The organism is Stutzerimonas stutzeri, assembly GCF_024448895.1.
GTDB classification, from domain to species: Bacteria; Pseudomonadota; Gammaproteobacteria; order Pseudomonadales; family Pseudomonadaceae; genus Stutzerimonas; species Stutzerimonas stutzeri_Q.
This window is the reverse complement of the sequence record NZ_JAMOIC010000014.1, coordinates 48,283-69,696: the sequence shown is the minus strand read 5'-3', so window position 1 is coordinate 69,696 and position 21,414 is coordinate 48,283. Positions and strand designations below refer to the sequence as shown.

The following is a 21,414-nucleotide window of genomic DNA, read 5'->3' as shown; positions in this document are numbered from 1 at the left end:
ACCCCATGGCGACTCTACTCAGCGAACGCGGCGCCCAGGCCACCTGGCGCGACTATCTCGAGCTGACCAAGCCAAAGGTGGTGCTGCTCATGCTCATCACTTCGCTGGTGGGCATGTTCCTCGCTACTCGTGCGGGAGTCCCCTGGACGGTGCTGCTGTTCGGCAATCTGGGCATCGCGCTCTGTGCGGGTGGCGCGGCAGCGGTCAACCATGTGGTTGATCGGCGCATCGATTCGGAGATGGCCCGCACCCACAAGCGACCGTTGGCTGAGGGGCGCGTGTCGCCGGCAGCCGCGCTGGCGTTCGCGCTGCTGCTTAGCGTAGCCGGCATGGGCTTGCTGCTGACGTTCACCAACGCCCTTGCGGCCTGGTTGACGCTGGCCTCGCTGGTCGGGTACGCGGTCATCTATACCGGCTTTCTCAAACGAGCCACTCCGCAGAACATCGTCATCGGCGGGCTGGCCGGCGCTGCGCCACCCTTGCTCGGCTGGGTCGCGGTGACCGGTCAGATCACCGCCGAACCGCTGCTGCTGGTGCTGATCATCTTTGCCTGGACACCACCGCACTTCTGGGCGCTGGCGATTCACCGCAAGGACGAGTACGCCAAGGTCAACGTACCGATGTTGCCGGTCACCCACGGTGAGCATTACACCAAGGTGCACATCCTGCTCTACACCGCGATGCTGCTGGCGGTCAGCGTCATGCCCTTCGCCATCCACATGAGTGGCCCGCTGTACCTGGCGGCTGCAGTGCTGTTGGGTGCGCGGTTCCTGTTCTGGACGGTGGTGCTCTATCGCGACAGTCGCCCGCATGCGGCCATCAAGACCTTCAAGTTCAGCATCTGGTATCTATTCGCGCTGTTCATCGCGCTGCTGGTTGATCATTATCTGCCGCTGACTTTCTAGCCGTCGCCAAGGACCTCATGACCCGCATTCAGAAAACCGTATTCATCCTCGTAGCCCTGATTGCGCTGGTCATCGGCCTGACGGTCTACAAGGTGCTCAATACCGGCCAGCAACTCGATACTGCGGAGCTGCTCGATGCGGGCATCGTCCTGCTGCCTCAGGGCCGCGATGTGCCAGACCTGACACTGACCAATCAGGACGGCCAGTCAGTCTCCATGCAGGAGCTCGAGGGCAAATGGAATCTGTTGTTCTTCGGCTACACCTTCTGCCCGGACATCTGCCCTGCGACCCTGGCCGAACTGCGCCAGTTGCGCGGCGAGCTGCCTGAAGACGTCAACCAGCGTATGCAGCCGATCCTCGTCAGCGTCGACCCTGAGCGCGACACGCCGGAGCAATTGAAGAAGTACCTGGACTATTTCGGCGCCGGCTTCATCGGCCTGACCGGCCCGCTTGAAGACATCCAGACCCTGGCCAACGCCGCGGGCGTGCCTTTCATCCCCGCCGACACCTCGAAGGAAAACTACACCGTCGACCACGGCGGCAACCTCGCCCTGATCGGCCCCGATGGCCGACTGCGCGGCTTCGTCCGTGGCCCGCTGCGTACCGAAAAGCTCGCCGAGCAACTGCCTGTGCTGCTCAGAAGCGAGGGCTGAGCGCTATGGTTGCTGACCATCCGTAAAACAGCCAGCATCGGCCCATTCGGACCGCAAATGGCCGTCGAGCTGGCGGCCTTGTCGGTGGCCTTTTATCCTGACGCGCAGACCTTGACCGACTTGCCCCGATGACCCGCGTTTTATCGCCGCGCCCGCTGTTCGTCCTGCTGGCTGTTCTGCTGCTGCTTGCCATCTGGTTATCACTGGCGCTGGGGCCGGTGAGCCTTGCGCCGGGCGAGACCTGGCTCGCCGTACTCAGTCTCGCAGGTTTGCGCGAAGCCGATCCGCAGCTCGCCCAGGCCGAGCTCATCCTCGGACAGATTCGCCTGCCCCGCACGCTACTCGGGCTGGCGGTGGGTGCGGTGCTGGCCTTGACCGGCGTGGCGATGCAGGGGTTGTTTCGCAATCCGCTCGCTGATCCGGGGCTGATCGGCGTCTCCAGCGGTGCTGCGCTGGGCGCGGCGGTGGCTATCGTTTTTGGTTCTGCATTAGGCGGAATGCCAGCGGCGTTCGAGCCCTATTTGCTGTCGGCAAGCGCCTTCTTCGGTGGTTTGCTGGTAACGGCCATGGTCTATCGTCTGGGCCGGAGGGACGGCCAGACCAGTGTCGCCACCATGTTGCTAGCGGGTATCGCGCTGACCGCGTTAGCCGCTGCCACCATCGGCCTGTTTACCTATCTTGCCGATGACGCAACCCTGCGCACCCTGACCTTCTGGAACCTGGGCAGCCTGAACGGCGCGAGCTACGCGCGGCTCTGGCCGTTGCTGGTCGCGCTGGGTTTGGTTGCACTCTGGCTGCCCCAGCGGGCGGCTGCGCTAAATGCGCTGCTATTGGGCGAATCTGAAGCCCGCCACCTCGGCTTCTCTGTCGAAAGCCTTAAGCGCGAACTGGTGTTTCTCACCGCGCTCGGCGTTGGCGCTGCGGTGGCAGCGGCGGGGCTGATCGGATTTATCGGTCTGGTTGTGCCGCACCTGATCCGCCTGCTCAGCGGCCCGGATCATCGCGTGCTGTTGCCGGCGTCGGCGCTTGCGGGTGCGAGCCTACTGCTGTTCGCCGACCTGCTGGCGCGTTTGCTGATGGCACCCGCCGAATTGCCGATTGGCATTGTTACGGCACTGATCGGCGCGCCGTTCTTTCTGTTCCTGCTCATTCGGGGGCGCAACTGATGCTCCGCGCGGAGAACCTCGAGGTGCGTCGTGGTGCCCGTTGCGTCCTGCAGGGCATCGATCTCCAACTGCGAGCGGGTGAGATCTTCGGCGTGCTGGGGCCGAACGGCGCGGGCAAGAGCACCTTGCTCGGAGCGCTCAGCGGTGAGCTCGCAGCCAATGTTGGACAAGTCCTGTTAGCTGATCATCCGTTGCACGACTGGCCGTCGCGCGAGCGCGCACAGCGCCTAGCCGTGCTGCCGCAGCAGTCCAGCCTGAGTTTCGGCTTTCGCGTGAAGGAGGTGGTCGGCATGGGGCGTTTACCCCATGACGAAGGGCGCGCGGCGGACCAGCTCATCGTCGAGCAGGCTCTGACCGCAGCCGATGCCCGCCACCTCAAAGGCCGTAGCTACCTGACGCTGTCGGGCGGAGAGCGCCAGCGTGTCCACTTGGCGCGGGTGCTGGCGCAGCTCTGGCCCGGAGCTGAGGGACGCGTATTGCTGCTCGACGAACCCACCGCAGCACTGGACCCGCTGCACCAGCACAGCACGCTGCAGGCGGTACGCGGGTTTGCCGAACAGGGCGCCGCGGTGATGGTGATCCTGCACGACCTCAATCTCGCCGCCCGCTACTGCGACCGCCTGTTGCTGCTGCATGAAGGGCGCGCCCACTTGCAGGGCTCAGTGGACGAGGTGTTGCAGGCGCAACCGCTGCGCGACGTGTTCGGTCTGGACGTACTGATTCAGCGCCACCCGGAGCGAGGACATCCACTGGTCGTGGTGCGTTGAAGGTCGGGTCCGGTTGCACAGGCACTGGGCCTGACGGCTCATAAAAAACCCCGCACAAGGCGGGGTTCGTTGGGCTAGCTCACAGGCGATCAGAACGCCGGAACCACGGCGCCTTTGTATTTCTCATTGATGAATTGCTTCACCTCTTCGCTGTGCAGCACGTCGATCAGCTTCTGCATGGCGGCGCTGTCCTTGTTGTCCGGACGGGCGACCAGGATGTTCACGTAGGGCGAGTCGTTGCCTTCGATGACCAGGGCGTCCTCGGTCGGGTTCAGCTTGGCTTCCAGCGCGTAGTTGGTGTTGATCAGCGCCAGGTCGACCTGGGTCAGCACGCGCGGCAGGGTCGCGGCTTCCAGTTCACGGATCTTGATGTTCTTGGGGTTCTCGGCGATGTCCTTTGGCGTGGCGGTGATGCCGGCGCCGTCTTTCAGGGTGATCACGCCGGCTTTCTGCAACAGCAGCAGCGCACGGCCGCCGTTGGTGGCGTCGTTGGGGATGACGACGGTCGCGCCGTTAGGCAGCTCGTCCAGGGACTTCAGCTTGCTTGCATAGGCACCGAAGGGTTCGATGTGAACGCCAGCGACGCTGACCAGCTCGGTGCCCTTGCCCTTGTTGAATTCATCCAGGTACGGCTGGTGCTGGAAGAAGTTGGCATCCAGACGTTTCTCGGCAACCTGAACGTTCGGCTGTACGTAGTCGGTGAAGACCTTGACCTTCAGGTCGACGCCCTGTTCGGCGAGCTGGGGTTTGACGAACTCGAGGATCTCGGCATGCGGAACGGCGGTCGCGGCGACGTTCAGCTCGTCAGCGGCCTGGGCGGAGAACGCCGCGACAGCGGCAAAGGCGGCAAGCAGTTTTTTCATGGAAAGCTCCTGTCTGACTCGACGAACCCGTCGCCGATCATCTGTGGTTGGTAAGGCCTGAATTGGGCAATCATTTGCGGGAAAAATGTGTCACCAGCTTGTCGCCGACGCTTTGCAGTACCTGCACCAGCACCAGCAACAGGACGACTGTGACCACCATGACGTCGGTCTGAAAACGCTGATAGCCGAAGCGAATGGCCAGATCGCCGAGGCCGCCGGCACCCACCACGCCAGCCATGGCGGTGTAGGAGACCAGCGTGATGGCGGTGACGGTAACTGCGGCGATGATGCCCGGGCGCGCCTCGGGCAGCAATGCGTTGAAGATGATCTGGCGTGTGGTCGCGCCCATCGCCTGGGTCGCCTCGATAATGCCGCGGTCGACCTCACGCAATGCGGTTTCCACCAGCCGTGCAAAGAAGGGCGCGGCGCCCACCACCAGCGGTGGAATGGCGCCGGCGACGCCCAGCGATGTGCCGGTGATCAGCACCGTGAACGGGATCATCACGATCAGCAGGATGATGAACGGCAGCGAACGCAGCACGTTCACCACGAAGGAGAGGAAGCCATATAGCGGCCCGTTTTCGAACAGCTGGCGCGGGCCGGTCAAGAACAGCAGCACGCCCAGCGGCAGGCCCAGCAGGATGGTGAACAGCAGCGAGCCGCCGAGCATCAGCAGGGTGTCCAGTGTGGCGAGCCAGATCTCGTACCAGTCGACGTTTGCCAATAGGGCTTCCATCAGCGCAGCACCTCCACATGTACGTCAGCGGCATCCAGATGGGCCAGCGCCGCGGCCATGTCACCACCGACCAGGGCAAGGGTCAGCTGGCCATAGGGCGTGTCCTTGATGCGGTCGATACGGCCGGAAAGAATGCTGAAATCCACCCCGGTTTCCCGAGCCACGGTACCCAGCAACGGCTTGTAAGTGGCATCGCCCTGGAACGTCAGGCGCAGGATGCGGCCCGGGACATGGACGAAATCATCACGCTGTTCGCCTTCATCGACCGCTTCGTCTTCGAGGACGAAGCGTTGGGTGGTTGGATGTTTCGGATGGAGGAACACCTCGGTCACTGGCCCCTGTTCAACGATGGCGCCGCCGTCCATCACCGCGACGCGGTCGCAGACCCGCCGGATCACGTCCATCTCGTGGGTGATCAGCACGATGGTCAGTTTCAGTTCGGCGTTGATCTCCGCCAGAAGCTGCAGCACCGAAGCGGTGGTCTGCGGGTCTAGCGCGCTGGTGGCTTCGTCGCAGAGCAGGATGTCCGGTTCAGTCGCCAGGGCGCGGGCGATGCCGACCCGCTGCTTTTGTCCGCCGGAGAGCTGCGCCGGGTATTTGCGCGCATGGTCTTGCAGGCCGACGCGCGCGAGCAGGGCTGCAACGCGCGTGTCGATCTCGGCACGTGAATGGTTACCGGCCAGTCGCAGTGGCATGGCGACGTTGTCAGCGACCGTCTTGGACATCAGCAGATTGAAATGCTGGAAGATCATCCCGACTCGCTGGCGGAAGCGCCGCAGCCCATCGGCATCCAGCGCGGTGACGTCTTCGCCGTTGACCAGAATGCGACCACCGGAAGGTTCTTCCAGGCGGTTGATCAGACGCAGCAGCGTGCTCTTGCCGGCCCCGGAGTGGCCGATCAGGCCGAACACTTCACCCGCGCCAATCACAAGTTCTGTCGGCTTGAGCGCAGGCACTTCACGGCCTGCGCCCCGGCGATCGGCGACCCGATAGGTTTTGTGGACTTGCTGGAATTCGATCACGGGCGAACCTTGTGGGTGCGGTCGTAAGCGCCGGGATGGTCGGCGAGGGGCGTGCATTCTACGCGTTTGCAGGCCGCGGGCGTAGCGCAGCTGAACTCATTGAGACAAGCCATTGCTCCGATAGGCTGAGCAAATCGTCGCATCGCGCAACCTTGAGCGGCTTTGACAGGTCACTAACCGGTACACCGTGAATTGATCATGTAATCGGCTGCCACTAATCGCGGCCAGATTCCTTCGCGGTTCAGCACACTTTGCTTAACCGAGGCCCATGATGACGCATCAGAAAGATCCGAAGCACAGCGAGCTCGCCGGTACCAATACGGTCGATCGGCAGAACCACAATGCCAAGCTCGATGATCTCGAGGTTTCCCGCAGCGACGCCACGGGCGAAGCGCTGACCACCAATCAGGGCGTGAAGATCGCCGACAACCAGAACAGCCTGCGAGCCGGCGAGCGCGGTCCTTCGCTGCTCGAAGACTTCATCATGCGCGAGAAGCTGACCCACTTCGACCATGAGCGCATTCCCGAGCGTATCGTTCACGCTCGCGGCTCGGCGGCGCACGGCGTTTTCGTCAGCTATGACGATCACAGCTCATTGACCAAGGCATCCTTCCTCGCCGGAAAGGGCAAGGAAACGCCGGTGTTCGTACGTTTCTCCACCGTGCAGGGCTCCCGCGGCTCGGCCGATACCGTGCGTGACGTGCGCGGCTTCGCCACCAAGTTTTATACCGACGAAGGCATTTTCGATCTGGTCGGCAACAACATGCCGGTGTTCTTCATCCAGGACGCCATCAAGTTTCCCGATTTCGTCCATGCGGTGAAGCCTGAGCCGCACAACGAGATCCCACAGAGCCAGTCCGCCCACGACAGCTTCTGGGACTTCGTCTCGCTGACGCCGGAGTCCGCTCACATGGTCATCTGGGCCATGTCCGACCGCGGCATCCCGCGCAGCCTGCGGGCGATGGAGGGCTTCGGCGTGCACACCTTCCGCCTGATCAATGCCGATGGCACCAGCCGCTTCGTCAAATTCCACTGGAAGCCTGTCGCCGGTGCGTTCTCGCTGGTATGGGACGAAACCCTCAAGCTGGCCGGCAAGGATCCGGATTTCAACCGCCGCGACCTGTGGGAGTCCATCGAGATGGGCGACTACTTTGAATGGGAGCTGGGCGTGCAGGTGGTGGAAGAGGCCGACGAGCACAAGTTTGACTTCGATCTGCTCGATCCGACCAAGATCATCCCGGAAGAGCTGGTGCCGGTACAGAAGCTCGGCAAGATGACCCTCAACCGCAACCCGGACAACTTCTTCGCCGAGACCGAACAGGCTGCTTTCCATATCGGCCACATCGTGCCCGGTATCGATTTCACCAACGATCCATTGCTGCAGGGCCGGCTGTTTTCCTACACCGACACCCAGTTGCTGCGTCTGGGCGGTCCGAACTTCCACGAGATCCCGATCAACCGTTCGATCGCGCCGGTGCACAACAACCAACGCGACGCGCTTCATCGCCAGACCATCAACAAGGGCCGCGCCAACTACGAGCCCAACTCCATCGACGGCGGTTGGCCGAAGGAAACGCCGCCTGCGGCCAGCGGTGGCGGCTTCGAGAGCTATCCGGAGCGCATGGAAGGGCACAAGGTACGGGCTCGCAGCCCGTCGTTCAGCGATCACTTCTCCCAGGCCACGCTGTTCTGGAACAGCATGAGCACTCCGGAGAAGGAGCACATCATCGGCGCCTACAGCTTCGAGCTGGGCAAGGTGGAGCGGGTGTTCATCCGTGAGCGCCAGGTCAACGAGATCCTCGCCAATATCGACCTGGAGCTGGCGCGCCGCGTCGCGGAAAACATCGGTGTTACGCCGCCGACCGCACCGACCATCAGCCTCAAGCAGCCGAACCCGGCCAGCTCGCCGGCTCTGAGCCTGATGAATCACCTGTCTGGCAATATCAAGTCGCGCAAGGTGGCGATCCTTATTGCCAACGGCGTGGATGGCGATGCAATCGACGCGTTCAAGCAAAAGCTGGCTGGCGAAGGTGCATTGGCCAAGCTGATCGGGCCTTCACCAGCGCCGGTCAAAACCGCCGACGGCAAGATGCTGACACCCGATGCGGCCATGGACGGCATGCCCTCCATCGCCTTCGATGCGGTATTCGTACCAGGTGGCGCGCAGAGCGTGCAGACGATGGCCAAGTCCGGTGTCGCCAAGCACTACCTGCTCGAGGCCTACAAGCATCTGAAGCCCATCGCGGTACTGGGCGATGCACGGCAGCTGCTGACTGCACTGAATCTGCCGGAAGATGCCGGTCTGGTAACTGGTGATGACGGCGATGTAGCCACGGTGTTCACGGCGTTCGCCCAGGCACTGGCGCAACACCGTATCTGGGCGAGGGAAGCCGCTGCGGAGCAGGTTCCGGCCTGATCTGAGCACCACAGGAAGGGAGCGTTTACCGCTCCCTTTCGTTCAGCCATCGCGAAACCAGCTAGGTCACTCCATCACTGGACGCATGAAGGTGCGCTCATAACTGATGATGAACCTGCTCTCCAAGGCTGTATTCACAGCTCGGACGCACTCTGCGTCAGTTTCAGCTTCTTTTCGATACCGCTCATAGTCCGAGAGGCTCGGAAAACTGAACAGACAATAAGCAATGTTGTTTGCCCCCTCGGCCGGAAGAAAGTAGCCGTGGTGCAGGCCACCCATTCTCTTGACCAACCGAATCCAAAGACGCGAATAACTTTCGAAGGCTGGAAGTTGGTAGGGGTCGATTACATATTTGACGTGGCAAGTGATCATAACGGCTTCCTCGGACGGCAGAAGCGCAGCTTACCGACCCTGCTCAGCTCGAGCATCACTCCTGTTTGCTCGGCTGGCAATCTTGCGTTCATGCCTCGACTTTCATGACTTCCAGAAGCGCGCGGGCTTACTTAGGCGCTTGGTCTGTCAGCTCGCGCCAGTGCAGGTAGCAGCGCAGGTCGAATTCGGTCTGGGCATAGCCGGGCATCATGTGTTCGCAGAGCTTGTAGAACGCGCGGTTGTGATCACTCTCGCGCAGGTGTGCCAGTTCGTGCACCACGATCATCTGCAGAAACTCCGGCGCCGCTTCCTTGAACAGCGCGGCAACGCGAATCTCCTTCTTGGCCTTGAGCTTGCCGCCCTGCACGCGCGACACGGCGGTGTGCAGGCCGAGCGCGCGGTGCGTGAGGTCCAGCCGGTTGTCGTAGAGCACCTTGTCGATGCTCGGTGCGCTTTTCAGGTGGCTCTGGCGCAATTGCTGGACATAGCCATACAGCGCCTTGTCGCTCTGCACCTGATGGCGTTGCGGATAGCGTCGCTCGAGGTACTCGCCGAGGCGCTGCTCCTCGATCATTCGGCGGACCTGATCCTGCAACGGCTCCGGATAGCCCTGCAGGTATCTCAGTGCTGTCATCGGTCTAGTTCCGACGCGGCCAGGCAAAGCTGAGCAGGAACATCGCCGCGGCGGACACGACGATGGACGGCCCTGCCGGTGTGTCCTGATACCAGGACAGCGAGAGGCCGCAGCACACCGCCAGCAGCCCCAGCAGGCTTGCGCCCAGGGCCATCTGTTCCGGCGTGCGGGCGTGACGTTGCGCGGCGGCCGCGGGAATGATCAGCAGCGAGGTGATCAGGAGCACGCCGACGATCTTCATCGCCACGGCAATCACCATCGCGATCAGCAGCATCAGCGACAGGCGGATGGCGGCGACTGGCAGGCCTTCGACCTTTGCCAGCTCTTCATGCACGGTGACGGCCAGCAGCGGACGCCACAGCGGAATGAGGACCAGCAGCACCAGCGCGCAACCGCCAACGATCCACGCCAGATCGTTGGGGGTGACGGCCAGCAGATCGCCAAACAGATAACCCATGAGGTCGATCCGCACGTCCTGCATGAAGCTCAGCGACACCAGGCCGAGCGACAGGCTGCTGTGGGCGAGAATGCCCAGCAGCGTGTCCGAGGCCAGCGGCTGGCGCTGTTGCAGGGTCACCAGCAGCACCGCGAGCAGCACGCAGCAGACCGTTACCGCGAGAGTCAGGTTGACCTCCAGCATCAGCCCCAGCGCTACGCCGAGCAAGGCCGAGTGGGACAGCGTGTCGCCAAAGTAGGCCATGCGCCGCCAGACCACGAAGGAGCCAAGCGGGCCGGCTACCAACGCCAGGGCGAGGCCGGCGAGCAGGGCGTTAAGTAAGAAGTCGGGCATGTCGATCAATGTTTGCAGTTCGGGCCGTGGACGTGGGGTTTGCCGGTTACCACGCTGCCGTGCAGGTCATGGCTATGGTCGTGCTGGTGGTGATAGATCGCCAGGCTGCGGGCGTCCTGACCAAACAGTTCGACGAAAGCCGGATCAGTACTGACCTGCTCCGGATGGCCGGAGCAGCAGACGTGGCGGTTCAGGCAGACCACCTGATCGGTGGAACTCATCACCAGATGCAGGTCGTGGGAGACCATCAGCACGCCGCAGCCGTAACGGTCGCGCAAACGGCCGATCAGCCGGTAGAGCTCGGCCTGACCGGAGACATCAACCCCCTGCACGGGCTCGTCAAGGACCAGCAGTTCCGGTTCACGGAGCAGTGCGCGGGCCAGCAGCACCCGTTGCATCTCGCCACCCGAGACCGACTGCAACGGACTGTCGATGACGTCTTCAGCACCGACTTCGTCCAGCGCCGCCAGCGCGCCGGCGCGATCCACTCCCGGGACCAGACGCAGGAAGCGCAGCACCGACAGTGGCAGCGTGGGGTCAACGTGCAGCTTCTGCGGCATATAGCCAACGCGCAGGCGCGGCTTGCGCCAAACGCTGCCGCTGTCGGGCTTGAGCAGCCCGAGCACGGCGCGCACCAAGGTGGTCTTGCCAGCACCGTTGGGGCCGATCAGGGTAACGATTTCGCCGCGGTGCACCTGCAGCTCGGCACCTTCGAGCACCGCCTGCTTGGCAAAGCGCACGTGGATGTCATCCAGGCGGATCAGCGCTTCACTCATGCTGCTTTACAGCACTGTTCGCACAGCCCGACCACTTCCACCGTCTGGCCTTCGACCTGGAAACCCACGCCGCGCGCCGCCTGATCGATGGCGCCGCTGATCGCCGCCTGCTCAAGCTCGATGGCCGTGTGGCAATTGCGACAGATCAGGAACTGGCCTTGATGCGGGTGCGCCGGATGGTTGCAGCCCATGAAGGCGTTGAGCGATGCGATGCGATGCACCAGCCCGTTTTCCAGCAGGAAATCCAACGCGCGGTAAACGGTGGGCGGCGCGGCGCGGCGGCCGTCCTGGGCCGTCAGCTCGGCGAGGATGTCGTAGGCCCCCAACGGCTTGTGGCTTTGCCAGACCAGTTCCAGCACCCGTTTACGCAGCGCGGTGAGGCGCACACCGGAGCGCGCGCAAAGCTGATCGGCTTCGGCCAGTGCATGACTGACGCAGTGATCGTGGTCGTGGGGCGTGCAGGCCAGCGGGGACTTGGGCATGAGCGGAGACGAGGTGGCTTAGAGACGTTATTATGTTACCCATTCAGTTCAATCGAGTGTTGTCCGTGTTCCGTCTTTTTTCGCGTCCGTTGTTTCTGACTGCCAGTCTTTTGTGCGCCACCTCGGCCCATGCCGATGTTGAGGTGCTGACCAGTATCAAGCCTTTGCAGCTGATCGCTGCTGCCGTTCAGGACGGCGCCGGCAAGCCCGCCGTTCTGTTGCCGCCAGGCGCTTCACCCCACCACTACGCGCTGCGTCCGTCCGACGTACGGCAGATCCGCAGCGCCGATCTGTTCTACTGGATCGGCCCGGACATGGAGAGCTTTCTCGGTCCGGTGCTCAAGGGCCGGAATGGCCCGAGTCTGGCCGTGCAATCCCTGCCGGAGCTGACCCTGCGCCACTTCGGCGATGCTGCGAGTGACGTGCATGAAGGCCACGACCATGGCGCGCATCACGACGAAAGCGAGCATGACGAGCATGAACATGCGGACCATGATGACCATGCTCATGAAGCTCATGAAGCTCATGACGAGCATGAACATGACGAACCGCAGGTCCCCGCGCCCGCAACGGCGGCCCACGAGCATGATCATGACCATCGCCCCGGCAGCCTGGATGCGCACCTCTGGCTGTTGCCCACCAATGCTGTCGTCATCGCAGAAGCCATGGCGCGGGACATGGCAAAGGCCGATCCCGACAATGCCAAGCGCTACGAAACCAATCTCAGCACATTCAAGCAGCGGCTGAATGCACTCGACGAGCGCCTGGGCAAGCGTCTGGGTGAAACGCGCACCAAGCCTTTTTTCGTCTTTCATGAGGCCTACGATTATTTCGAGGCGGCCTACGGCATCAAACACACCGGTGTTTTCAGTGCCGGTGGTGAGGCCCAGCCAGGGGCGCGTCACGTTGCCTCAATGCGCGAGCGTCTCGAGCAGGCAGGCCCGAGCTGCGTGTTCTACGAGCCGCCGATTCAACCACGGCTGGCGGACAGCTTGACCCGGGGTCTGCCGGTAAAAGTCGCTGCGCTGGATGCTCTGGGCTATGGCATCGACGCCACCGCCGGGGGCTATGAGCAACTGATCGATAACCTCGGTAGCTCGCTGGCCGGTTGCCTGGAATCCCTCTGATCCATGTCTGATCGCCCAACGGCCGCTCAGCCGTTGGGCGCTTAGATGAGTCGTCCGTCGGCGACTTGATATGCGTCATATCCCATCCCGTACCCATGTCTATGCTTCGTGCTTTGGTTTCCACACCATCGACACGAGGATGCGCAGCGCATGGCGAAGACGGACGGGCCGATCGCGGCAGAGACTAGAACCACCCCCGATATCGCCCTGCAGGCGGCTTCCGAAGACATCTGGGCACAGAAATACCGCCTGACGCGCAAGGACGGCAGCGCCGTCGATGACAGCGTCGACGCTACCTGGCAACGGGTTGCGCGCGCGCTTGCTGATGTGGAAAAGGACGACACTCGCGAACGCTGGTATCAGCAGTTTCTCTGGGCGCTGCGCAACGGCGCCATCCCCGCCGGGCGGATCATTTCCAATGCCGGCGCGCAGGATTACAAACCGGCCACCTCGACGATCAACTGCACCGTTTCGGGCACCATCACCGATTCGATGGACGACATCCTCGGCAAGGTTCACGAGGCCGGCCTGACCCTCAAGGCCGGCTGTGGCATCGGCTATGAATTCAGCACCTTGCGGCCGCGCGGCTCCTTTGTTTCCGGCGCAGGCGCGCATACCAGCGGGCCGCTGTCGTTCATGGATATCTTCGACAAGATGTGCTTCACCGTCAGCTCCGCCGGCGGTCGCCGTGGCGCGCAGATGGGCACTTTTGACGTTGGCCATCCGGATGTCCGCGAGTTCATCCGCGCCAAGCGTGAAGACGGCCGGTTGCGCCAGTTCAACCTCAGCCTGCTGATCACCGACGAATTCATGCAGGCGGTAGATCAAGACGCCGACTGGCCGCTGATCTTTCCCCTGCACCTTAAGGAAAAAGCCGAGCTTGATCTCGACGACTCGGAGCAGGTGGTGTGGCGCGAGTGGCCAAGCCATGAGGGTTACATCGTCCGGGACGACGGCTTGGTGGCCTGCAAGATTTATGGGCGGGTCAAGGCGCGGCATCTGTGGGACATGATCATGGTCTCCACCTACGATTATGCCGAGCCGGGCTTCATCCTCATCGACCGGGTCAACCAGCTGAACAACAACTGGTGGTGCGAAGCGATCCGCGCCACCAACCCTTGCGGCGAGCAGCCGCTGCCGCCCTATGGCTCCTGCCTGCTGGGCTCGATCAACCTGACCAGCTTCGTCATCGACCCCTTTGGTGCCGATGCGCGTTTCGACTGGGACAAGTACCGTGAAGTGGTGCGCCTGTTCACCCGCATGCTCGACAACGTCGTCGAGATAAACGGCTTGCCGCTGGCTCAGCAACGCCACGAGATCGAGAGCAAACGCCGCCACGGTATGGGTTTTCTCGGGCTCGGCTCTACGTTGACGCTGCTCAAGCTGCGTTACGGCAGCCCTGAAGCCTGCGTCTTTACCGAAGAAGTGGCCCGCGAAATGGCGCTGGTCGGCTGGGAGGTGGCGTTGGAGCTTTCCAAGGAAAAAGGTCCCGCGCCGCTGCTGACCGAGACCTTTGAGGTCACCGCCGAAATGCTGCGCAAGCGCCCTGAAATGGTGACGGACGGCTACAAGCTCGGCGACCAGGTAGCGGGCCGCGTACTGCACGCCAAATACTCACGCTACATGCAGAAGATTGCCGAATACGCCCCCGAGCTGATCGATCAGCTGGCCGAACAGGGCGCGCGCTTCACCCATCACAGCTCCATCGCCCCTACCGGCACCATCAGCCTGAGCCTGGCCAATAATGCCTCCAATGGCATCGAACCCAGTTTCGCCCATCACTACTCGCGCAACCTGATCCGTGCCGGGCGCAAAGCCAAGGAAAAGATCGAAGTGTTCAGCTACGAACTGCTGGCCTATCGCACGCTGATCAATTCGCGCGCCAAGCCGGGCTCGAACGAGCCGGGCGAGCAGCTGCCGGACTATTTCATCACCGCCGACGATGTCACCCCGACCCAGCACGTCGATATCCAGGCCGCGGCGCAGAAATGGGTCGACTCGTCGATTTCCAAGACCGCCAACGTGCCCACCGATTATCCCTTCGAAGCCTTCAAGGACATCTACCGCTACGCCTGGCGGCAGGGGCTGAAAGGCTGCACCACCTTCCGTTTCAATCCGGCGGCGTTCCAGGGCGTGCTGGTCAAGGAAGCTGATCTCGAGAAGACCCTGTACCGCTTCATTCTAGAAGACGGCAGCGTGGTCGAGCTCAAAGGCAATGAAGAGGTCGAGTACGACGGCGAGGTCAATTCCGCCGCCAACCTGTTCGACGCCTTGAAAGAAGGCTACTACGGCAAGTATTGAGCCCCGACTGATAACCGGACGGCCCGTGCCGTCTGGGTGGAGAACCTGTAATGACCGTCAAGATCACTCAACGCATCAAGGGCTTCAAGGTCGTCGACGAGACCTTGGAGCGTCCTGCCGTCACCGCTGAAAACACGACTGGAAAGGTCAGCGTGGTGGAGATGGATGAAAGTCTCCAGCGTCCGGAAACACTGGTCGGCATGACCTACAAGATCAAATCGCCGCTGTTCGAGCACGCGCTTTACGTCACCGTGAATGATGTCGTCCTCAACGCCGGTACGCCCCATGAACAGCGCCGGCCGTTCGAGATCTTCATCAACTCCAAGAACATGGACCATTTCCAGTGGATCGTCGCGCTCACCCGGATCATGTCCGCGGTGTTCCGTAAGGGTGGCGATTGCACCTTTCTGGTCGAGGAGTTGAAGGCGGTGTTCGATCCGCGTGGCGGCTATCTGAAGAAAGGCGGCGTCTACATGCCGTCCATCGTCGCCGAGATTGGCGGCGTGCTGGAACGTCACTTGATTCATATCGGCATGCTCGAAGGCCATGCCCTGGATGAAACCCAGGTCAAGTACCTGGCCGAAAAGCGCGCCGCCTACGAGGCCAGCCAGGGCGCCGTGACGGTGGAGCCGGGCGAAGGCTTTCCCGCCGGCGCGCAACTGTGCAGCAAGTGCAATACCCAGGCAGTGGTGCAGATGGACGGCTGCGCGACTTGCCTGAATTGCGGCAATTCGAAGTGTGGGTGAGCGGTTTGGATTACGCCTTCGAGCCGTCGGATTACGCCTTCGGCTAAGCCAATCTACATCCACCGGTACATCACCGGGGCCCGGCCGGACGAACCCGTGGAGTGGGATTTAGCCCGCCAGATGCTTCCGTGCCCCGTTCCGCCCTCTGCAACCGACCAACCGCCCGGTGGGCTGAAGCCCACCCTACGTTTACCGCGTAGCGTTTGGCCGGGCGACGATAGCCATCAGGGCCCTTTCTGATATCAGGTCACTACTCGGTAGCACGGCTCGTACGGCCGACCGCCCGGTAGCTTCATCCGATGCTGCTCGACGAAGGCCTGCAGCAGTTCATCCAGTGGCTTCATGATCGTCGGGTCGCCGTGGATCTCGTAGCGGCCGAATTCTTCGATGCGGCGGATGCCCTTGTCCTTCACGTTACCGGCGACGATTCCGGAAAATGCCCGGCGCAGATTCGCTGCCAGCAGGTGTGCCGGAACATCTCGGGTCAGCTGAAGGCTGGCCATGTTTTCGTGGGTGGGATCGAAGGGGTACTGGAAGCCTTCTTCGATCTTCAGCAGCCAGTTGAAGTGAAAGGCATCGTTGCGCTCGCGGCGGAACTGCTTGACCGCTTTCAGGCCCTCGACCATCTGCCGCGCGACTTCGGCCGGGTCATCGATGACGATCTGGTACAGGCTCTGAGCCTTCTCGCCAAGCGTGGCGCCGACGAAGTTGCGCAGCTGCTGCAGATAGGGCGCTGCGCTTTCCGGGCCGGTGAGGATGACCGGGAAGGGCACCTCGCGGTTGTCCGGGTGCAGCAGGATACCCAGCAGGTAGAGAAACTCTTCGGCCGTGCCGACGCCGCCAGGGAAGATGATGATGCCGTGACCCACGCGGACGAAGGCTTCAAGACGCTTTTCGATGTCCGGCAGGATGACCAGCTCATTGACGATCGGATTCGGCGCCTCGGCGGCGATGATGCCCGGCTCGGTCAGGCCCAGGTAGCGACCGCCAGCGATGCGCTGCTTGGCGTGAGCAATGGTTGCGCCCTTCATCGGGCCCTTCATCACGCCCGGTCCGCAGCCTGTGCAGATGTTCAGGTTGCGCAGGCCAAGCTCGTGGCCGACCCGCTTGCTGTACTTGTATTCCTCGGTGCTGATCGAGTGTCCGCCCCAGCAGACCACCATGTTCGGCTCGGCGCCGGGCCTCAGCGTGCGGGCGTTGCGCAGCAGGTGGAAGACGTAGTCGGTGATGCCCTGAGAGCTGGTCAGATCGATCCGCGGGCTGCCCAGTTCGCTTTCGGTGTAGACGATGTCGCGTAGCGCGCTGAAGAGCATCTCGCGGGTGCTGGCGATCATCTCTCCATCGACAAAGGCATCGGCCGGGGCATTCAGCAGCTCCAGCCGCACGCCGCGATCCTGCTGATGGATACGCACTTCGAAGTCGTCATAGGCTTCGAGCACGGTCTTGGCATTGTCGATGCGCGCACCGGTGTTGAGGATCGCCAGCGCGCACTGGCGGAACAGCGTATAGGTGCTGCCGGAACCGGCTTCGCTCAGTTGCTGGACTTCCCGTTGTGACAAGGTTTCGAGGCTGCCCTTGGGGCTTACCGAAGCGTTGATTACGTAGCGTGAGGTCATTCGTGGGTTCCATGAAAACAATGCCACCGAGCCAGGCAGGTCAGGTGCATCAGGTGGTGGGTGCCCGGCAGGAGCGGGCACGCATCGCAGTGGTTTGAGCCGCCCCACCCGGCCGCTGGTGGATGGCCGCGCCTGGATGCATTCGAGGCGCAACGGATCAACGGCCGAGCTCGGTCATGTTACTCCCGCCAGGCCGCCCCATGACCGGGCATTACTTGACGTTAAGGGTACGGGAAAGGTTCCGCATGATCACCCCTCGAACCTTTTGCTTTTACCTGCGGCACTGCGGCCCGTCGTCTAGCTTCAGCCCCACCAGTAGCGCACCAGATGGAAGAAGATCGGTGCTGCGAAACATACCGAGTCCAGGCGGTCGAGCATGCCGCCGTGACCTTCGATCATGTGCCCCCAGTCTTTCACGCCACGGTCGCGCTTGATTGCTGACATCACCAGTCCACCGAAAAAGCCGAGGAGATTCACCGTAAGGGCGATCAGCGCGGCCTGCCAGAAATTGAAGGGTGTGATCCAGAACAGTGCCGCACCGACAAGGGTTGCCAGCGCGATGCCGCCGACGAAACCTTCCACCGTTTTCGATGGGGACAGGTTGGGTGCGATCTTGCGTTTGCCGGCCAGCTTTCCGCAGACGTACTGAAGGACGTCCGAGAGCTGAACGACGATCACCAGCCAGGCGATCAGCAGAAGATTGCGGCCCTCGAACCCGGGTATCTGCAAGGTCAGCAATGCCGGCACGTGGGAGACGCAGAACACCGCGATCATCAGCCCCCACTGGACTTTCGAGGCGCGCTCCAGGAAGCGCGTGGTGTCGCCTCCCAGCGAGGCCAGGATCGGAAGCAGCAGGAAGATGTACACGGGGATGAAGATCGCGAACATGCCGTACCAGCCGATGCCGACTAACAGGTACTGCAAAGGCAGGACGAAGTAGAAGGCCGCAACAAGCGCCGGATAATCGCTGCTGCGGGTAGGGGTCAGCGTCATGAACTCGCGCAAGGCGAAAAACGAGACCAGATAGAACAGCACGACGACCGCGGTATGCCCCAGCCAGAACGCGAAACCGATTACCGCCACCATCACCCACCAGGCGTTGATGCGGGCGTTGAGGTTGTCGATCACCGGGTTTTCAGTTTCACCGCTGCGCCGCTTCAGAACGAAGCCGATCAAGGAGGCGAAGGCCAGCAGTGCGCCGATCCCGGCGAAAAGCATCATCGTATTTCGATCCATGTCAGGCTTCCTCCGGCGCCAGTTCCAGCAGCGCGTCACGTGCGCGTGCCAGGAAGGCTTCCTTGTCTTCGTTCTCGGCGATGCTCAGCGGCGCGCCAAAGCTGATGGTGCACAACAGCGGCAGCGGCAGCGTTCGGCCCTTGGGCATCACGCGGTTGAGGTTGGCGATCCACACCGGCACCAGCTCGATGTCCGGGCGCTCGAGACCCAGACGAAACAAGCCGCCCTTGAACGGCAGCAGACCTTCACCGGGGTTGCGGGTGCCTTCTGGAAACAGAATCAGCGAATGACCATCGTCCAACGCATCGAGCATGGGCTGCAGCGGGTTGATTGAGGGGTCGCGGCGTTCGCGATCGACCAGGACGCCGTGGAATACCTGATTGATGATGAAGCGTCGCAATGCGCTGCTTTGCCAGTAGTCGGCGCCGGCAACAGGCCGGGTGCGACGGCGCAGTTCCGGGGGTAGCGAGGCCCACAGCAATACGAAGTCGCCATGGCTGCTGTGATTGGCAAAGTAGATGCGTCTGGTCTTGACCGGGGCACAGCCGAGCCAGAGGCTGCGTGCACCGGTGATCATTCGCGCCCCACCGGTTATGGCGATGGCTAGCAGGGTTGCAAGCATAGATGTTCCTCAGGCCGCGTAGGCCATCAGTAGCGTGGCTCAGATTCGGCAGACAGGGTCTGCACGCACCTGTTCGATGGGGGAAGACGGGCCGGCAGTTCGATCATGCCGGGCCGGAAGAGGATTGCTCTTGCAGGCCGTGTCTTACACGGTTGATCAGCGTCAGCGCCGAAAGCGCGGCAATCAGCAGCAAGGCTGTGTTGATCCAGGCCGGCGGCAACAGACTACTGGCGATGCCGACCGCCAGTACGCCAAAGACGAAGGCACGATCACTTTTGCCCATGGGGCCATCGTAGCGTCGTGAAGCGCCGACCATGGGGCCGAGGACGCCGGCGTATTCGCTGATCAGCGCGAGTATCACGACCAGCACGACGGCGGCCGGCCAGACGCCAGTCACCAGCGCGAAGGGAAGATAGAGGGCACTGTCGGCTGCGACGTCGCAGAGTTCGTTGAGATAGGCGCCGAGCCTGGACTGTTGCCCGAACTCCCGGGCCAGCATCCCGTCGATAGCGTTGAGCGCCATGCGCAGCGTCATCCACACCGGGATCAACAGAAAGACCCAGACCACGTGCGCCAGTGAGGCTACGGTCGCTGCGACCAGCAACGAAATCACCAGCGCCAGCAGAGTGACCTGATTGGCCGTGACCTTCAGCCTGAAAAGGCGCTGCACCAATGGACGCAACAGGTCCTGAAAGCGAGGTTTGAGCTGGTAGATGGAGGGCATGCATCGATTCCTTTCGATGGTTAGGGCGGCGCCAGGCGAGAGCGGGGCCGCGGGCGGGACTCTGGGCCAAAGCCGTCCCGGTATCAAGGATCCAGGGCTGGCGGTGGCGGTTTTTGCGAGCCGATAAGCGAATTCGGCAGCCTGGCTTGGCTGCCATTTGCTCATACTGGCTCAATTGCAGGATCTTCTAGAACGCAAACGGCAGCGCGCTTCGGCATTGCTGACGGGCGGCGAGCAGCCGCTGAAATTCATCGGGGTCCTTGACCAGTACCGGTTGCCCGGCAAATTTCTGCGCAGCGATCAGTCGCGACAGCCAGAACCGCACGCAGGCGACACGCAGCATGGGTCGCCACAGTTCGGCCTCGGCGGGGGTGAAATGGCGCAGGCTGGAGTAGCCCGCCAGCAACGCCTGGCAGCGGTCGTCATCGATCTCGCCGTTGGGGTGCGAGCACCAGTCGTTCACCGTGATGGCGATGTCGTAGAGCATTGGCCCGGAGCAGGCGTTGTAGAAGTCGATCACGCCGGTGAGGTGGGTGCCCTCGAAGAGCACGTTGTCGCGGAACAGGTCAGCGTGCAGATTGGCACGGGGAAGGGCGAGGATCTTGGGCTTAAGTTCGGTGATCTCTGCGACACCATCGCGCAAGAGCGGCAGTTGATCCTCTGGTAACGCCAAGGCAAGGCTGGGACCTTCTTCCTGCATCCAGTCCAGACCGCGATCGCTGCGACGCTCGATGATCTGTTCGCGGGTCGCCAGGTGCAGCTGCGCCAGCAAGCGGCCCACTTCCGCGCAGTGGTGCGCGTTGGGCGATGCGACATGCTTGCCTGGCAGGCGCGGTTGCAGCATTGCCGGTTTTTCTGCCAGGGTGCGTAGGGCTTCGCCGCGATCGGTACGCAGCGCGTAGGGCACCGGCAGACCGTGACGATGGAGCACGTCGAGCAGTTCGATGAAGAACGGCAGATCCTGGCTGGGGCCGCGTTCAATCAGCGTCAGGACGAATTCGCCCTGTTCCACGCTGACGAAGAAATTGCTGTTCTCGCTGCCAGCGGCGATGCCCTCGAAATCGCGCAGGCGTCCCAGTCCATAGGGCGCCAGGAAAACTTCGAGTTCTTCGCGTTGCAGGGGCGTGAAAACCGACATGAGCTGCCTTCCGTTACGTATGGCGCCAGGTTACCAGCTGAAGATTTCCCAGGCCGGGATCAGCATGTCCGGCTTGTCGGCGCGAATGAAGTTGCTGTCGCCATCGGCGCGCACCAGGAAGTAGGGTTTGCCGTTCTTGGGGATGACTTTCACCGCGTAGAGAAAGCCGTTGACCCGGTATTCCTCGACGGTTCGCCCACCTTCCTGGCGGATGGTGACGTCGGGATCGCCCTCGACCGACTCCTGGGCAAAACCGCTCAGCGGCGCCAATGCCAGTAGGCCGGCCAGCAGCAAAGGTTTGATTGCGCGCATGATAACCTTG

Annotated in this window: 22 protein-coding genes; 8 read left to right on the top strand and 14 right to left on the bottom strand. The window is 62.4% G+C overall.

Translation table 11 applies throughout. From position 1 onward, the window contains the following. The first annotated feature begins 5 nt into the window (after positions 1-5). The 4 genes from cyoE (at position 6) to NA619_RS16700 (ending at position 3,491) form a co-directional block, all read left to right on the top strand. Positions 6-905 (top strand): heme o synthase, encoded by a 900-nt coding sequence (cyoE, locus tag NA619_RS16715; protein ID WP_255962983.1) that lies wholly within the window; start codon positions 6-8, stop codon positions 903-905. 17 nt (positions 906-922) lie between these two features. Further along, positions 923-1,558 (top strand): SCO family protein, encoded by a 636-nt coding sequence (locus tag NA619_RS16710; RefSeq protein ID WP_255962982.1) that lies wholly within the window; start codon positions 923-925, stop codon positions 1,556-1,558. A 128-nt stretch (positions 1,559-1,686) separates the two neighbouring features. Next, positions 1,687-2,724, top strand: a complete 1,038-nt coding sequence (locus NA619_RS16705; protein ID WP_272891804.1) for a FecCD family ABC transporter permease — start codon at positions 1,687-1,689, stop codon at positions 2,722-2,724. Beyond that, positions 2,724-3,491 carry a heme ABC transporter ATP-binding protein gene (locus NA619_RS16700; RefSeq protein ID WP_255962981.1) on the top strand — a complete coding sequence of 256 codons (768 nt, stop codon included), beginning with the start codon at positions 2,724-2,726 and terminating at the stop codon, positions 3,489-3,491. Before NA619_RS16705 ends, NA619_RS16700 begins: the two co-directional genes overlap by 1 nt. Positions 3,492-3,580: 89 nt before the next feature. Here the strand turns inward: NA619_RS16700 and NA619_RS16695 are convergent, their stop codons facing one another. The 3 genes from NA619_RS16695 to NA619_RS16685 form a co-directional block, all read right to left on the bottom strand. After that, positions 3,581-4,354 (bottom strand): MetQ/NlpA family ABC transporter substrate-binding protein, encoded by a 774-nt coding sequence (locus tag NA619_RS16695; RefSeq protein ID WP_255962980.1) that lies wholly within the window; start codon positions 4,352-4,354, stop codon positions 3,581-3,583. Positions 4,355-4,424: 70 nt separating this feature from the next. Continuing rightward, positions 4,425-5,090: a methionine ABC transporter permease gene (locus tag NA619_RS16690; protein WP_255962979.1), complete on the bottom strand. Its 666-nt coding sequence runs from the start codon at positions 5,088-5,090 to the stop codon at positions 4,425-4,427. Then, positions 5,090-6,112 carry a methionine ABC transporter ATP-binding protein gene (locus NA619_RS16685; protein ID WP_255962978.1) on the bottom strand — a complete coding sequence of 341 codons (1,023 nt, stop codon included), beginning with the start codon at positions 6,110-6,112 and terminating at the stop codon, positions 5,090-5,092. The genes NA619_RS16690 and NA619_RS16685 overlap by 1 nt, the downstream gene beginning before the upstream one ends. Before the next feature lie 271 nt (positions 6,113-6,383). On the opposite strand from NA619_RS16685, the gene katE reads away from it, so the two are divergent. Then, entirely contained in the window at positions 6,384-8,528 is a 2,145-nt protein-coding gene (gene katE / locus NA619_RS16680; RefSeq protein WP_255962977.1) for a catalase HPII, read from the top strand. A gap of 66 nt (positions 8,529-8,594) precedes the next feature. Here katE and NA619_RS16675 read toward each other — a convergent pair whose 3' ends face one another. The 5 genes from NA619_RS16675 to zur all read right to left on the bottom strand — a co-directional run bounded on the left by NA619_RS16675 (position 8,595) and on the right by zur (position 11,582). After that, complete coding sequence (locus NA619_RS16675; protein WP_255962976.1) at positions 8,595-8,900, bottom strand: NIPSNAP family protein; 306 nt, start codon at positions 8,898-8,900, stop codon at positions 8,595-8,597. Between the two features lie 127 nt (positions 8,901-9,027). Beyond that, entirely contained in the window at positions 9,028-9,534 is a 507-nt protein-coding gene (locus NA619_RS16670; RefSeq protein WP_255962975.1) for a M48 family metallopeptidase, read from the bottom strand. 4 nt (positions 9,535-9,538) lie between these two features. Beyond that, positions 9,539-10,324: a zinc ABC transporter permease subunit ZnuB gene (gene znuB, locus NA619_RS16665; protein WP_255963030.1), complete on the bottom strand. Its 786-nt coding sequence runs from the start codon at positions 10,322-10,324 to the stop codon at positions 9,539-9,541. Positions 10,325-10,329: 5 nt separating this feature from the next. Then, entirely contained in the window at positions 10,330-11,100 is a 771-nt protein-coding gene (znuC, locus tag NA619_RS16660; protein ID WP_255962974.1) for a zinc ABC transporter ATP-binding protein ZnuC, read from the bottom strand. Beyond that, the gene (zur, locus tag NA619_RS16655) at positions 11,097-11,582 is read right to left on the bottom strand and encodes a zinc uptake transcriptional repressor Zur (protein WP_255962973.1); all 486 of its coding nucleotides are present in this window, start codon (positions 11,580-11,582) and stop codon (positions 11,097-11,099) included. Before zur ends, znuC begins: the two co-directional genes overlap by 4 nt. Before the next feature lie 65 nt (positions 11,583-11,647). Here zur and NA619_RS16650 point away from each other — a divergent pair, with 65 nt between their 5' ends. The 3 genes from NA619_RS16650 to NA619_RS16640 all read left to right on the top strand — a co-directional run bounded on the left by NA619_RS16650 (position 11,648) and on the right by NA619_RS16640 (position 15,756). Further along, on the top strand, positions 11,648-12,709 hold the full coding sequence (locus NA619_RS16650; RefSeq protein WP_255962972.1) for a zinc ABC transporter substrate-binding protein: 1,062 nt from the start codon (positions 11,648-11,650) through the stop codon (positions 12,707-12,709). 150 nt (positions 12,710-12,859) lie between these two features. Then, complete coding sequence (locus tag NA619_RS16645; RefSeq protein ID WP_255962971.1) at positions 12,860-15,010, top strand: adenosylcobalamin-dependent ribonucleoside-diphosphate reductase; 2,151 nt, start codon at positions 12,860-12,862, stop codon at positions 15,008-15,010. Positions 15,011-15,060: 50 nt separating this feature from the next. Beyond that, entirely contained in the window at positions 15,061-15,756 is a 696-nt protein-coding gene (locus NA619_RS16640) for an NrdJb (protein WP_255962970.1), read from the top strand. A gap of 242 nt (positions 15,757-15,998) precedes the next feature. Here NA619_RS16640 and ppnN read toward each other — a convergent pair whose 3' ends face one another. The 6 genes from ppnN to NA619_RS16610 all read right to left on the bottom strand — a co-directional run bounded on the left by ppnN (position 15,999) and on the right by NA619_RS16610 (position 21,404). Next, positions 15,999-17,372 carry a nucleotide 5'-monophosphate nucleosidase PpnN gene (ppnN, locus tag NA619_RS16635; RefSeq protein ID WP_255962969.1) on the bottom strand — a complete coding sequence of 458 codons (1,374 nt, stop codon included), beginning with the start codon at positions 17,370-17,372 and terminating at the stop codon, positions 15,999-16,001. Between the two features lie 303 nt (positions 17,373-17,675). Then, positions 17,676-18,608 carry a phosphatidate cytidylyltransferase gene (locus NA619_RS16630; protein WP_255962968.1) on the bottom strand — a complete coding sequence of 311 codons (933 nt, stop codon included), beginning with the start codon at positions 18,606-18,608 and terminating at the stop codon, positions 17,676-17,678. Position 18,609: 1 nt separating this feature from the next. Then, positions 18,610-19,230, bottom strand: a complete 621-nt coding sequence (locus tag NA619_RS16625) for a lysophospholipid acyltransferase family protein (RefSeq protein WP_255962966.1) — start codon at positions 19,228-19,230, stop codon at positions 18,610-18,612. A gap of 103 nt (positions 19,231-19,333) precedes the next feature. Beyond that, positions 19,334-19,954, bottom strand: coding sequence for a CDP-alcohol phosphatidyltransferase family protein (locus NA619_RS16620; RefSeq protein ID WP_255962965.1), 621 nt, complete (start codon positions 19,952-19,954; stop codon positions 19,334-19,336). Positions 19,955-20,141: 187 nt separating this feature from the next. Next, entirely contained in the window at positions 20,142-21,092 is a 951-nt protein-coding gene (locus NA619_RS16615; RefSeq protein ID WP_255962964.1) for a homoserine kinase, read from the bottom strand. 30 nt (positions 21,093-21,122) lie between these two features. Then, on the bottom strand, positions 21,123-21,404 hold the full coding sequence (locus NA619_RS16610; protein WP_255962963.1) for a DUF2782 domain-containing protein: 282 nt from the start codon (positions 21,402-21,404) through the stop codon (positions 21,123-21,125). Between the last annotated feature and the right edge of the window lie 10 nt (positions 21,405-21,414).